Below are 14,773 nucleotides of genomic sequence, written 5' to 3' on the forward strand. Positions count from 1 at the left end.
ATCTCATAGGGAATATTACTTATCCTTCACTTTAATGTCTAAATATGTTTGAAGTATGCTATAATATAGGCATTAAAAATTTAAAGAGGTGAAGTTAGTGAGTAAGCCGACATTTTATATTACAACACCAATTTATTATCCAAGCGGGAGATTTCATATCGGGACAGCCTATACAACTGTGGCTTCTGACGCAATGGCTCGCTATAAACGTGCCCGTGGATTTGACGTGCGTTTCTTAACGGGAATGGATGAACACGGACAAAAAATACAAGAAAAAGCAATGGAAGCGGGGAAAGATCCACAACTTTATGTAGATGAAATTGCTGATGCCGCTAAAAAATTATGGGAAATGATGGATATTACAAATGATGATTTTATCCGTACGACAGAAAAGCGTCATGAAGAAATTGTAGAGAAAATCTTTTCGATATTCATGGAAAATGGTGATATCTATAAAGGAAACTATGAGGGACTTTATTGTACACCATGTGAGGCCTACTTTACACCGACACAACTTGTAGATGGAAAGTGTCCAGACTGTGGACGTGAGGTGAAAGTTGTTAAGGAGGAATCATATTTCTTTAATATGCAAAAATATGCTCCTCGTTTAATGGAATATTACAATGAAAATCCAGACTTTATCTTACCAGAATCGCGTAAAAATGAAATGGTTAATAACTTTATTAAACCGGGATTACAAGATTTATCGGTATCACGTACTACATTTGATTGGGGGGTAAAAGTTCCAGACGATCCAAAGCATGTAATATATGTTTGGGTGGATGCCCTATCAAACTATATTACTTCTCTGGGTTATGGTTCGGATAATGAAGAATTATTTAATAAATATTGGCCAGCCGATGTTCACGTAGTAGGTAAAGATATTGTTCGCTTCCATACAATTTATTGGCCTATCTTTTTAATGGCGTTAGGACTGCCATTACCGAAAAAAATCTTTGCTCATGGATTTATTATGATGAAAGACGGAAAAATGTCTAAATCAAAGGGTAATGTCGTTTATCCAGAAATGTTAATTGAACGATACGGTTTAGATGCTGTGCGTTATTTCTTATTACGTGAACTACCATTTGGTCAGGATGGTGTATTTTCACCAGAATCTTTTGTTGAGCGTGTTAACTTTGACTTAGCGAACGACTTAGGAAATTTATTAAATCGTACTGTTTCGATGATAAACAAGTATTTTGACGGGGTTATTCCAACGTACAAGGGACAAGTTACTGAGTTTGATCAGACATTGGAAGAGTTTGTTAATACTACAGTAACAAAGGTAGAAGAAAATTTTGAGGAAATGCAATTTAGTGCGGTATTATCTGATATCTGGTCATTAGTAGCACGTACAAATAAATATATAGATGAAACTGCCCCGTGGGTATTAGCAAAGGAAGAGGCTAATACTGATAAATTAGCTTCTGTGATGCTTCATTTAGTGGAAAGTTTACGCCAGATTGCTATTATGATTGAACCATTTATGCCGCGTACAACTCCACAAATTTTTGCACAATTAGGAATTCATCAACAAGACGTTATGAATTGGAATAGTTTAAAGCAGTTTAATAAATTGTCAGAGGGAACAAAAGTTGTTTCTAAAGGGACACCGATTTTCCCACGTTTGGAGGTAGAAGTAGAAGTGGAATATATTAAAGAACAGATGTCAAAATCAGTTGCGACGAATACTGAAAAAGCAGTAGAGACAAAAAATGAACAACCTAAAGAAGAAAAGGCGCTAATTGGTATTGAAGATTTTACAAAAGTTGAGATTAAAATCGGACAAATTAAAGAATGTAAACAACATCCTAAAGCTGATCGTCTATTAGTTTCACAAATCGATTTAGGAACAGAGGTTCGTCAAATCGTTTCGGGAATTGCTGAACACTATAAACCGGAACAATTAGTAGGTCGTAAGGTATTGGTTGTAACAAATCTAAAACCTGTAAAACTTCGTGGTGAATTATCAGAGGGAATGGTTTTAGCCGCTTCAAATGATGGGTTATTAACATTACCTACGATTATGGATGAATTACCAAACGGGTCATTAGTTAAATAGGAATGAAAAAAGAATCTGTGCCTAAGGTATAGATTCTTTTTTTATATAAGAAATATAAGTATGGGGAGGGCCAACTCTTAAAACTATACTGATTAGGCGAATAGTTTAGAAAATTAATATAAAATATTTGACAATATTGTATTGGAGTGGTATTATAAATGAGTCGCCAAAAGGGCGATGGAAAAGAAAACAAAAAAAGTTAAAAAGTGTTTGACAGAAACGGTTGAACATGATAAACTAGAAAAGTCGCCAAGAGAGGCAGACAAGAAATCTTGCAAAAAAGATAAAAAACATTTGACAGAAAAAGTCGAATGTGGTAAGATAAAGAAGTCGCCAAAAGGCGAGAGAAGTTCTTTGAAAACTAAACAGAACGTCAAGAATCATGAGCGAAAGAAATTTCGCAAGCTAAGGAAACAAACAATTATGGAGAGTTTGATCCTGGCTCAGGATGAACGCTGGCGGCGTGCCTAATACATGCAAGTCGAGCGAACCACTTCGGTGGGAAGCGGCGAACGGGTGAGTAACACGTAGGTGATCTGCCCATCAGACGGGGACAACGATTGGAAACGATCGCTAATACCGGATAGGACGAAAGTTTAAAGATGCTCCTGGCATCACTGATGGATGAGCCTGCGGCGCATTAGCTAGTTGGTGGGGTAAAGGCCTACCAAGGCGACGATGCGTAGCCGACCTGAGAGGGTGAACGGCCACACTGGGACTGAGACACGGCCCAGACTCCTACGGGAGGCAGCAGTAGGGAATCTTCGGCAATGGGCGAAAGCCTGACCGAGCAACGCCGCGTGAATGAAGAAGGCCTTCGGGTTGTAAAATTCTGTTATAAGGGAAGAAAGGTGATAGGAGGAAATGACTATCAATTGACGGTACCTTATGAGAAAGCCACGGCTAACTACGTGCCAGCAGCCGCGGTAATACGTAGGTGGCAAGCGTTATCCGGAATTATTGGGCGTAAAGAGCGCGCAGGTGGTTAATTAAGTCTGATGTGAAAGCCCACGGCTTAACCGTGGAGGGTCATTGGAAACTGGTTGACTTGAGTGCAGAAGAGGGAAGTGGAATTCCATGTGTAGCGGTGAAATGCGTAGAGATATGGAGGAACACCAGTGGCGAAGGCGGCTTCCTGGTCTGCAACTGACACTGAGGCGCGAAAGCGTGGGGAGCAAACAGGATTAGATACCCTGGTAGTCCACGCCGTAAACGATGAGTGCTAAGTGTTGGGGGTCGAACCTCAGTGCTGAAGTTAACGCATTAAGCACTCCGCCTGGGGAGTACGGTCGCAAGACTGAAACTCAAAGGAATTGACGGGGACCCGCACAAGCGGTGGAGCATGTGGTTTAATTCGAAGCAACGCGAAGAACCTTACCAGGTCTTGACATACCATTGACGCCTCTAGAGATAGAGGGTTTCCTTCGGGGACAATGGATACAGGTGGTGCATGGTTGTCGTCAGCTCGTGTCGTGAGATGTTGGGTTAAGTCCCGCAACGAGCGCAACCCCTGTCGTTAGTTGCCAGCAGTAAGATGGGGACTCTAACGAGACTGCCAGTGACAAACTGGAGGAAGGTGGGGATGACGTCAAATCATCATGCCCCTTATGACCTGGGCTACACACGTGCTACAATGGTTGGTACAAAGAGAAGCGAAGCGGTGACGTGGAGCAAACCTCATAAAGCCAATCTCAGTTCGGATTGTAGACTGCAACTCGCCTACATGAAGTTGGAATCGCTAGTAATCGCGAATCAGAATGTCGCGGTGAATACGTTCCCGGGTCTTGTACACACCGCCCGTCACACCACGAGAGTTTACAACACCCGAAGTCAGTGGCCTAACCGCAAGGAGGGAGCTGCCTAAGGTGGGGTAGATGATTGGGGTGAAGTCGTAACAAGGTATCCCTACCGGAAGGTGGGGATGGATCACCTCCTTTCTATGGAGAAAGAGACGTTCTGTTTAGTTTTGGGAGAATTTCGATTTTCCTGAGATTGATCTTTGAAAACTAGATATCTTCTGAAGAAGAAAAGTTAAGTAATAAAGGGCGCACGGAGGATGCCTAGGCACTAGGAGTCGAAGAAGGACGCGACAAACGGCGAAACGCCTCGGGGAGCTGTAAGTAAGCAAAGAGCCGGGGATATCCGAATGGGGAAACCCGCTAGTGGTCATACGCTAGCACCGTATGGTGAATCAATAGCCATAGAGGAGACAGACCCAGGGAACTGAAACATCTAAGTACCTGGAGGAAAAGAAAGAAACATCGATTCCCCAAGTAGCGGCGAGCGAACAGGGAGGAGCCCAAACCGGAGTAATCCGGGGTAGAAGGACCTTCAGAAATGACTGAACATGATAGCCGAATGGTCTGGGAAGGCCAACCGGAGGGGGTGAGAGTCCCGTAGGTGAAATTGTGTGAAGCAGGGAAGGGATCCTGAGTACGGCGGGACACGAGAAATCCCGTCGGAAGCAACGAGGACCATCTCGTAAGGCTAAATACTACCTAGTGACCGATAGTGAACCAGTACCGTGAGGGAAAGGTGAAAAGAACCCCGGAAGGGGAGTGAAAGAGAACCTGAAACCGTGTGCCTACAACTAGTCAGAGCCCGTTAAAGGGTGATGGCGTGCCTTTTGTAGAATGAACCGGCGAGTTACGATATCGTGCAAGGTTAAGTTGAAGAGACGGAGCCGAAGCGAAAGCGAGTCTGAATAGGGCGAGGAGTACGATGTTGTAGACCCGAAACCGTGTGAGCTAGCCATGAGCAGGCTGAAGGTCAGGTAACACTGACTGGAGGGCCGAACCAGGGCACGTTGAAAAGTGCTTGGATGACTTGTGGCTAGGGGTGAAATTCCAATCGAACACGGATATAGCTGGTTCTCTCCGAAATAGCTTTAGGGCTAGCCTCGATAAGAGTCTACTGGAGGTAGAGCACTGAATGGGTGATGGCCCCACCTCGGGGTACTGATCTCAATCAAACTCCGAATGCCAGATAGATATGATCGGGAGTCAGACTGTGGGTGATAAGGTCCATGGTCAAAAGGGAAAGAGCCCAGACCGCCAGCTAAGGCCCCCAAGTGTCCGTTAAGTGGAAAAGGATGTGGAGATGCACAGACAACTAGGAGGTTGGCTTAGAAGCAGCCATCCTTTAAAGAGTGCGTAATAGCTCACTAGTCGAGTGACTCTGCGCCGAAAATGTACCGGGGCTAAACGGACCGCCGAAGCTGCGGATTGACACGAAGTGTCAGTGGTAGGAGAGCGTTCTAACAGCACAGAAGCAGTACCGGAAGGAGCTGTGGAGCGGTTAGAAGTGAGAATGCCGGTGTGAGTAGCGAAAGATAGGTGAGAATCCTATCCATCGAAAGCCTAAGGTTTCCAGGGGAAGGCTCGTCCGCCCTGGGTAAGTCGGGACCTAAGGTGAGGCCGAAAGGCGTAGCCGATGGACAACAGGTAGAGATTCCTGTACCACTTAATAAACTGAAGGAGTGACGGAGAAGGCTAAGTTGAGCGTGTGAATGGATTCACGTGTAAGCAGTGAGGTGGTCATGTAGGCAAATCCGCATGGCGAAACATTGAGCTGTGATGCCGAAAGCCCGCAAGGGTGAAGTCAGCTGATGTCACGCTTCCAAGAAAAGCTTCTAGGGATAATTTATTAGGTGCCCGTACCGATAACCGACACAGGTAGGCGAGGAGAGAATCCTAAGATGAGCGAGAGAACTCTTGTTAAGGAACTCGGCAAAATGACCCCGTAACTTCGGGAGAAGGGGTGCTTGTGAAAGCAAGCCGCAGTGAAAAGGCCCAGGCGACTGTTTATCAAAAACACAGGTCTCTGCTAAACCGCAAGGTGATGTATAGGGGCTGACGCCTGCCCGGTGCTGGAAGGTTAAGAGGAGAGGTTAGCGCAAGCGAAGCTTTGAATTGAAGCCCCAGTAAACGGCGGCCGTAACTATAACGGTCCTAAGGTAGCGAAATTCCTTGTCGGGTAAGTTCCGACCCGCACGAAAGGCGTAACGATCTGGGCGCTGTCTCAACAAGAGACTCGGTGAAATCATAGTACCTGTGAAGATGCAGGTTACCCGCGACAGGACGGAAAGACCCCGTGGAGCTTTACTGTAGCTTGATATTGAGCACTGGTGACACATGTACAGGATAGGTAGGAGACGAAGAGACCAGGACGCCAGTCTTGGAGGAGTCGCTGTTGGGATACTACCCTTGTGTTACTGGGGTTCTAACCCGTGGCCATGAGCTGGTCAGGGGACAGTGTCAGGTGGGCAGTTTGACTGGGGCGGTCGCCTCCCAAAGAGTAACGGAGGCGCCCAAAGGTTCCCTCAGAATGGTTGGAAATCATTCGAAGAGTGTAAAGGCAGAAGGGAGCTTGACTGCGAGACCTACAAGTCGAGCAGGGACGAAAGTCGGGCTTAGTGATCCGGCGGTACCGAATGGAAGGGCCGTCGCTCAACGGATAAAAGCTACCCCGGGGATAACAGGCTGATCTCCCCCAAGAGTTCACATCGACGGGGAGGTTTGGCACCTCGATGTCGGCTCATCGCATCCTGGGGCTGTAGTCGGTCCCAAGGGTTGGGCTGTTCGCCCATTAAAGCGGTACGCGAGCTGGGTTCAGAACGTCGTGAGACAGTTCGGTCCCTATCCGTCGTGGGCGTAGGAAATTTGAGAGGAGCTGTCCTTAGTACGAGAGGACCGGGATGGACACACCGCTGGTGTACCAGTTGTTCTGCCAGGAGCATAGCTGGGTAGCTACGTGTGGAAGGGATAAACGCTGAAAGCATCTAAGCGTGAAGCCCCCCTCAAGATGAGATTTCCCATTCGAAAGAAGTAAGATCCCTTGAAGACGACGAGGTAGATAGGTCAGGAGTGGAAGTTTGGTGACAGATGAAGCGGACTGATACTAATCGATCGAGGACTTAACTAAATAGGAAAGGCAAAAACGAGCGATTATCACAGGCAGAAAGTGAAAAGAACTGAGGAATCACGAAGGTGATGAACAGTTATTGAACTTTACCACTGTGATGCGAGAGTTGCCGGACAAGAAGAAGTAAGCAGAAGATATCTAGTTTTGTGAGATTGATAAGATCTGACAGAAGGTCTAGTGATAAGGGCAAGGAGGGCACACCTGTTCCCATACCGAACACAGAAGTTAAGCTCCTTAGCGCCGAGGGTAGTACGCAAGTGCGAGAGTAGGACGTCGCTAGGCCATAAATAAATGCGGGTGTAGTTTAATGGTAGAACTTCAGCCTTCCAAGCTGACTGTGAGAGTTCGATTCTCTTCACCCGCTCCAAATAGCCAATCAACATCCTTCGGGATGTTTTTTTTATTTATCAAGAATAAAGATATAAGTTGGCCTTATTTTTATTATTTTTGGAAAATATCTTAAGTGCTCCTGAGGCAGAAATTTTATGGAATACAAAATAACTGGAACTTATATGTATTTTTATCTTTATTTTCTAATAAAAAAATTAAGTTTTGGTATAATAAAAAGAGAACGTATTTTCTACAGTATTTATAAATACGTATCATAGAATGTCCGAAACTTTATCCTATGATAGAGTAGTGTAGAAAATATAAATTGTGATTTAGGAAGAAATAGGTGATACTGTGCTTTTTGATACTCATGTACATTTAAATGATAAAAAATATATGGATGATTTAGTGGAGGTAATTGATAGGGCCAAAAATGAAGGGGTAAAGTATATGTTGGTTGTTGGATATGATCAAGTTTCGAACCAACGTGCTATTGAGCTAGCAGAAAAGTATGAATTTATTTATGCTGCAGTGGGATGGCATCCAGTTGATGCAATTTATTTAACGGATGAATTATTTGACCAATTAAAGGAGCAGCTAAATCACTCTAAAGTAGTTGCTGTGGGTGAATGTGGTCTTGATTATCATTGGGATACTTCTCCTGTAGATATACAGAAAGAGGTGTTTGTGAAGCAAATTCAATTAGCTAAAGAGATAAATAAACCCCTAATTATTCATACTCGTGATTCAATACAGGATACTTATGATATTTTGAAAGAGAATAGTGTTGATGTAATAGGGGGTGTCATGCACTGTTATAGTGGTAGTATTGAAATGGCACGGAGCTTTATTAATCTAAATTTTAAAATATCTTTAGGTGGTCCTGTCACTTTTACAAATGGTAGAAGGGCACAAGAAGTTGCTACCCATATTCCACTAGAAGATTTATTAATCGAAACGGATGCTCCCTATTTAACTCCGCATCCATATAGGGGAACACGGAATGAGCCTGCATATGTCTCGATGGTTGCCAAAAAGATAGCAGAGCTTAAAAATATATCGTATGAGAAGGTCGCGAAACAAACAACCTTTAATGCATGCCAACTATTTAATATTGTTTAAATTTGAAAGGTGGATATAGAATGAAAAAAATTAATGTTGGAAAAGTTTCATATACCTGTGCAATAATATTAATAACGGGGTTAATTACTGCATGGAGTGTCTTCTTTATAAATAATTATTATCAGGAAAAGTCGCTGAAGAATGGAAGTACCGCTGCGCTTGATAATTTAACAGGGTCAAATGGAAATTCTCAAGTTGTTCAAAACGTCGTTGAACGTCAGGTTGTTACACAGGAGGAGGCACGTATTGAGGCAATCAATAAGGTTTCTCCTGCTATTGTAGGGGTTGTAAATTTCGCTAATAATGCGACTCAAGGTGAGGGATCAGGAATTATTTACAAAAAGGATGGAAAAGATGCCTATATTGTAACTAATCAACACGTTATAGATAAGGGAGACTATTTTGAGGTTGTTTTTTCGAATGGGGAACATGCAGAAGCTACTCTAATTGGGGGAGATATTTATACGGATTTGGCAGTATTAAAGGTAAGTGATGCTAAGGTTGATACAGTCGCCGAGTTTGGCAATACTGAGGATTTAAAGGTAGGTCAAACTGTTATTGCAATTGGTAATCCACTAGGATTAGATTTTGCAGGATCTGCCACATCAGGGATTGTTTCAGGACAGGATCGTGTCATTGCCGTGGATTTAAATAATGATAAGGTTGACGACTGGGAAATGACAGTTTTACAAACAGATACTGCAATTAATCCAGGTAATAGTGGTGGGGCGCTCATTAACTTAGATGGAAAAATAGTAGGGATTAATTCAATGAAGATTGCGACAAGTTCTGTTGAAGGGATGTCATTTTCAATTCCTACATATGTTGCGATTCCTATCATTACAGATTTAGAAAATTACGGAGAGGTTCGTCGTCCACAATTAGGGGTATATATTCAAGAGATGGGAATGATTCCTGATCGTCTAAAAGAAATGCTTAAAATTCCAACAGATCAAAAAACCGGAGTTTTTATTTATGAAGTTTTTGAAGGTGGAATTGCTGAGAAAATGGGATTAAAAGCAGGTGATATTGTTACGGCTATTAATGGCGAGGAAGTAGAGGATACGATGGCCTTTAGAAAAAAATTATACCTTATGAGAGAGGGAGACAAACTAGAATTAACGGTTATTCAAGATGGAAAAACTACGACTTTATCGGCAACTGTTGCACCAGCCGATAAAGATAAGGTGTCTTCATAAATCAATACTCTTGTGACCTCTGACATTAAATCGGTTATTCCCTTTTGTCTAGTGTTTGAAATAATAGGGAATTAAAACTGATAGAGTACCTTCATTGTAGACAAAAGAAGAGAAGCAATACTATCGATGATGATAGAAATGTCTTAAAGTCTATGATGGAGGTACTTTTATTATATAGTTAAAAATGATTCATCCCAACTCTCCTTATTATACGGAATAAAGGTATTATGTCATTAAATTTTACCTCAATAAATCTGTTAAAGCAGAGGGGAGGCAATCAAGGGGGATGTATTAGTACTTGTTATATTCTAATTGAGGCCTACTATCGTTAATACATACAATGATGAGTGAATTTTCTTTTTATTAGCAATAGAATAACAAAGATTAAAAGGACTAAACACGATTTCCAACGTATTTAGTCCTTTTAATGTACTTCTCTGGGTATTTAATTTTTCCTAAATGCTTTTCGTACGATAAATACTACTGACTAACTGTAAGTGAACTTTTATGATAATGGTCCTCACATGAAATAGACGGGACATTATTCTTTTCATAATAAAGTGTTACTTTATTTTTGCATTCTTCCGACGCTAGATAACCCGTTGTAGGATCGATTTTGACAGCAACCACGTTTTTAGGTTTTTCAAACCATTCTGTTTGAGTGTTTTTTAACGAGTTTTCCATTACCTCAGACCATATATTTTTAGCATAGTGGTTAACTTCAACTCCATCCAACGTTCTACCCTGATCATATCCCGTCCATACTGTTGTTAAAAGTTCGGGAGTGTATCCAATCATCCAGGAATCGGTATTTGTCGATCCACTTTTACCTGCATATTGATGAGTTAAGTTTTGAATAATAGATAGACCGGTTATAGATAAATGATTATTTTGTTGTAAATTAAACATTCCGGTCATCATTTCATTCATAATATAAGTTTTAGTTTTATCCAGGATTTGCTTTTGTTCTGTCTTAGTATCAGAATAGACGAGAAATCCACGGTCATCCGTGATAGAGGTAATAAATTTTCTATTTACGGATTTTCCATTATTAGCGAATATACTGTAGGCTTCAGCCATCTCCATAATATTTACAGGTTCAACACCAAGAGCTGCAGAAGGAATACTAGGAATATTAGCTGAAATTCCAAATCGTTTAGTCGTTTTTGGAAGCACATCTAATCCAAGAAACGTATGAGTTTTTACGGCATAAATATTATCTGAAACAGCGAGAGCATTCGCCATTGGAATACTTTTATAAGCATATGAACTATTATAGTTATTTGGTGTATAGGAATCTTTTCCTCCGTTGTAGGTAAATGTTGTGGGTTCGTTCATAAATGTTGTCGACGGGTTAAATCCATACTCTAGGGCGGCATAATATAGAAAAGGTTTCATTAATGATCCTATCTGACGCTCACTATAGAGTGCACGATTATATTGTGATTCCTCATAATTATTTCCTCCAGATAAAGCCTTAACGTATCCGGTAGAAGGTTCCATAACAATAACGGCTGTCTGAACGTCTAAATCTTTTACATTTTGAACAATAGATTTATTTACTTGACTTTGTATTTCCTGATCCAGTGTAGTATAAATATTTAAGTTTCGGTAGGAACTCGTTTGGCCATCTAATAAGTGATCGACCTCGGCTAGAACAGCGTCGACGTAATAAGGGGCCTCATAGTCAACATCCCCAGGGATTTCACCAATTACAACGGGATCACTTTTTAGGGCATGTTCATAATCTTCCACGCTAATATAGTTTTCATCTAACATAGACTTTAAAACAATCTTTTGGCGGTTCGAAGAGTTTTCGGGGTTTTTAATGGGTGAATAATAGGTGGGTCCCTTTGGAATACCAACTAATATCGAGGCTTCGGCAAGTGATAATTCATTTGCATGTTTACCGAAGTAATAGAGTGAGGCATCTTCTATACCGTAATTTCCATGCCCAAAGTTAATAGTATTTAAGTATCCTTCGAGTATAGTGTCCTTATCATATCCGAGTTCAAGACGAATGGTATAAAAGGCCTCTTTAATTTTTCTTGACCATGTTTTTTCAAAGCTTAAGTATAAGTTTCGTGCATATTGTTGAGTAATGGTTGAGGCGCCCTGCGCTCGCGTTCCTGTGGTAAGGTTAGTGATTACTGCTTTTGCCATACGAAGAGGGTCAAACCCAAAGTGATCGTAAAAGTTTCGGTCCTCCGTTGCTATAAAACCATTAATAACATAAGGTGAAATTTCATCGAGACTAACCCAATGTTGATCTTTGGGATATGTCTTCTCTAAGAAAACTTCTCCTTTTGAATCGTAGAATGTAATGGTTGTATTAACGTTAATGTCCGGTGCGGGGAGGTATTTGAAGTATTGGTATACGGTTAGACACATAATTGCAATTAATTCTAGGCAGATGACTGCGGTAACCTGAGTATATTTTGACTTAAAGAATGCAGATATTTTTTTTGATAATTTCATAAACTCACCTCCATTTTATTTTGTCCATCCTAAATAAAAATATTTACATAAATAGGAATAAATATACATTAATGTTTTTTTAAGTTAAAAAAGGAAATTACGTTCTGTTGACGTAATTTAATATAGGAGGTGTTTTATGAATTATAATATCTATGTTTTAACGTTTATCATCGGAACGATTTTAGGTTCTTTTTACCATGTTGTTGGATATAGAATGCCACTGCAATTAAATTGGATGAATTCACGTTCCTTTTGTCAACATTGTCACACTTCTTTGACCGGGTTTGATCTCGTTCCGGTAGTATCCTACATTTTTTTACGTGGAAGGTGTAGACACTGTCAACAATCTATTCCTTTTTTTCATCTTATTATAGAAATATTATCTGGATTATTATTTTTGTTACCACTACATCATTATGGAAGTTTAGGATTTTTTTCAGGAGAAATTTATATAGCATGGATATTTTTATCTTTATTAATAGTAATTACGGTGTCTGATTGTTATTTTCAATTAATTTTAGATAAGGTTTTGATTTTTTTCTTCATTCTACTCGTAGCCGGATATTCTTTTTTTTCAAGTTGTAATATTTTTTATAGATTAATAGAGGGGGGAGGGACTTTTTTAATTTTTTATGTAATTAGTATAGTCGGAAAATTCCTATTTAAAAAGGAGGCACTAGGAGGTGGAGATATTAAGTTATATGGGTTAGTTGGTTTAGTTTTAGGAATCAGGTGTACATTTATATCATTATTATTATCTACGATACTCGCACTAATTTATTGCTGTATATTTCGACGAGGCAATAATCGTACTCCCTTAACGTTTGGTCCCTTTATTGCTGCTTCGGCATATTTTTGTTTATTTCAGGGAGAAACATTTTTAGAAGTTTACATAAAATTATTTTATTAAAAAACCATCAGCATTAATTGATGGTTTTAACATTATCCAAATTTAAATGTGACATTGCATTTGCTAATGAGGGGGTTAAGGACTGAATAGATTCTTCATTTAAGGGAATCCATTCATAATAATCATGTTCTTCTGATAACTGTATTTCTTCTGTAAGAGGCTGGCATAAATAAATAATCCCCATTATTAAATAGTCCTGGTTAACAAAGTCCCATTGGTGTAATACGCTTATTGGTTTAATTAAAAGGGATGTTTCCTCTAATATTTCACGTTGAAGAGTTTCTTCTGCACTTTCGTTATTTTTCATTTTTCCGCCTGGTAAATCAAAGTACTCACACCGTGGACTAACTTTATGAAGAACTAAAAATTTTTTATCTTTAATAATTAATCCTTTAACAGAAAAGTGAATTTGTGGTGCTAGTATAGTTTTATGGACACACTTAAGTTAAGTCGTTACAATAGACTTAATAAAAGGATGTGTCTGTATGAAAAAATATAATAATGAATTTAAATCAATGATTGTTGAACTTTATAAAAATGGACGTTCAGTTAAAGATCTAAGTCGTGAATATGGTGTTTCAGAAGTAACAATTTACAAATGGATTAAACAAATTTCTCCGATTGCCTCGGTAGATGATACAGAAATTACCCTAGAGGATATTAAACGCATGAAGCAAGAAATGTTACGTCTGCAAGAGGAGAATGAAATATTAAAAAAGGCTATGACCATATTCGCGAGAAAGTAAGTCAATCTGAATTATGTCAGTTTATTAATCAACACCATCAGGAACACGATATTAAGCAACTTTGTGAGGTCTTAAGTGTTCCAAGAAGTACTTATTATCAATCGAAGCATCAAACTGAATCAAAATGGGAACGTGAAAATCAGAAACTACTTGAACGTATTAAAGAAATTTATTTTGAAAGTAAGTGTCGGTATGGTGCTATTAAGGTACACCATCAATTGATTAAAGAGGGATTCACTGTTAGCTTGAAACGTGTTCAACGGTTAATGAAATCAAGCGGTTTAGCTTCGATTATTCAAAGAAAATATACTCCTTATAGACAGTCTAAGGAACTTGTTTTAGAACGTAATAACATTCTAGAACAGGATTTTTCGACGACTTCAATTAATCAAAAATGGGTATCCGATATTACTTATATTTACGTTCAAAAAGAAGGTTGGTGCTACTTAGCTTCAGTGATGGATTTACATTCAAAGAAAATTATTGGTTATCATTTTTCAAAACAAATGACCACAGATATTATCGTAAAAGCTTTAAAGAATGCCTATGTTTCTCAAAAACCTAAAGATGAGATTATTCTCCACACTGATTTAGGATCACAGTATACTAGCCAAGAGTTTAAAGACTTAACTTCAGACTTTAAGATGATCCAGTCTTTCAGTCGTAAAGGATGTCCTTATGATAATGCTTGTATCGAATCTTTCCATGCCACTCTAAAGAAAGAAGAAGTGTATCAAACTACATATGTGACATTTGAACAGGCTAGAATGGCCCTATTTCAATATATTGAAGGCTGGTATAATCGCAAAAGGATTCATGGTTCCATTAATTATTTAACGCCAGAAGAATGTGAGCAACTTGCACGACAAATTGCTTAAAAACTTAACTTTTTTGTGTCCAAAATATTGACCTAGATCCATTGCGCCATATATCCACAACCTTTCAGTAAATGTTAACTCAGTATATGTTTTCTATAATAAAAAGATGTCATAATATGAGA

General features: G+C 39.8%; 7 protein-coding genes, 1 tRNA gene and 3 rRNA genes. 9 read left to right on the forward strand and 2 right to left on the reverse strand.

Annotation, left to right across the window (positions count from 1 at the left end):
* The first annotated feature begins 97 nt into the window (after nt 1–97).
* The 7 genes from metG (at nt 98) to AC6I0I_RS01645 (ending at nt 9,639) form a co-directional block, all read left to right on the forward strand.
* Entirely contained in the window at nt 98–2,065 is a 1,968-nt protein-coding gene (gene metG / locus AC6I0I_RS01615; protein WP_262953443.1) for a methionine--tRNA ligase, read from the forward strand.
* Between the two features lie 420 nt (nt 2,066–2,485).
* Nucleotides 2,486–4,002: ribosomal RNA gene (locus tag AC6I0I_RS01620) — 16S ribosomal RNA — on the forward strand.
* 92 nt (nt 4,003–4,094) lie between these two features.
* A 23S ribosomal RNA gene (locus AC6I0I_RS01625) occupies nt 4,095–6,988 on the forward strand.
* A gap of 173 nt (nt 6,989–7,161) precedes the next feature.
* A 5S ribosomal RNA gene (gene rrf, locus AC6I0I_RS01630) occupies nt 7,162–7,270 on the forward strand.
* Together the 16S, 23S and 5S rRNA genes with 1 tRNA gene alongside form the textbook arrangement of a ribosomal RNA operon.
* Before the next feature lie 11 nt (nt 7,271–7,281).
* Nucleotides 7,282–7,355: transfer RNA gene (locus tag AC6I0I_RS01635), tRNA-Gly, on the forward strand.
* Between the two features lie 317 nt (nt 7,356–7,672).
* Nucleotides 7,673–8,440 (forward strand): TatD family hydrolase, encoded by a 768-nt coding sequence (locus AC6I0I_RS01640; RefSeq protein WP_161832849.1) that lies wholly within the window; start codon nt 7,673–7,675, stop codon nt 8,438–8,440.
* Between the two features lie 20 nt (nt 8,441–8,460).
* Nucleotides 8,461–9,639, forward strand: coding sequence for a S1C family serine protease (locus AC6I0I_RS01645; RefSeq protein ID WP_262953950.1), 1,179 nt, complete (start codon nt 8,461–8,463; stop codon nt 9,637–9,639).
* Nucleotides 9,640–10,119: 480 nt separating this feature from the next.
* On the opposite strand, the gene AC6I0I_RS01650 is transcribed toward AC6I0I_RS01645, so the two are convergent.
* Nucleotides 10,120–12,117 carry a transglycosylase domain-containing protein gene (locus tag AC6I0I_RS01650; RefSeq protein ID WP_161832851.1) on the reverse strand — a complete coding sequence of 666 codons (1,998 nt, stop codon included), beginning with the start codon at nt 12,115–12,117 and terminating at the stop codon, nt 10,120–10,122.
* 136 nt (nt 12,118–12,253) lie between these two features.
* Here AC6I0I_RS01650 and AC6I0I_RS01655 point away from each other — a divergent pair, with 136 nt between their 5' ends.
* Nucleotides 12,254–13,027 carry a prepilin peptidase gene (locus tag AC6I0I_RS01655; protein ID WP_262951223.1) on the forward strand — a complete coding sequence of 258 codons (774 nt, stop codon included), beginning with the start codon at nt 12,254–12,256 and terminating at the stop codon, nt 13,025–13,027.
* A gap of 13 nt (nt 13,028–13,040) precedes the next feature.
* Here the strand turns inward: AC6I0I_RS01655 and AC6I0I_RS01660 are convergent, their stop codons facing one another.
* The gene (locus AC6I0I_RS01660) at nt 13,041–13,451 is read right to left on the reverse strand and encodes an NUDIX domain-containing protein (protein WP_262953951.1); all 411 of its coding nucleotides are present in this window, start codon (nt 13,449–13,451) and stop codon (nt 13,041–13,043) included.
* Nucleotides 13,452–13,512: 61 nt separating this feature from the next.
* Between AC6I0I_RS01660 and AC6I0I_RS01665 the strand changes: the two genes are divergently transcribed.
* A protein-coding gene (locus AC6I0I_RS01665) for an IS3 family transposase (protein ID WP_262953963.1) occupies nt 13,513–14,651 on the forward strand; the annotation gives its coding sequence in 2 pieces (ribosomal slippage) (nt 13,513–13,738 and nt 13,738–14,651; 1,140 coding nt in all).
* Nucleotides 14,652–14,773: the final 122 nt, after the last annotated feature.

This window comes from Turicibacter sp. St.80E1 (assembly GCF_059728495.1).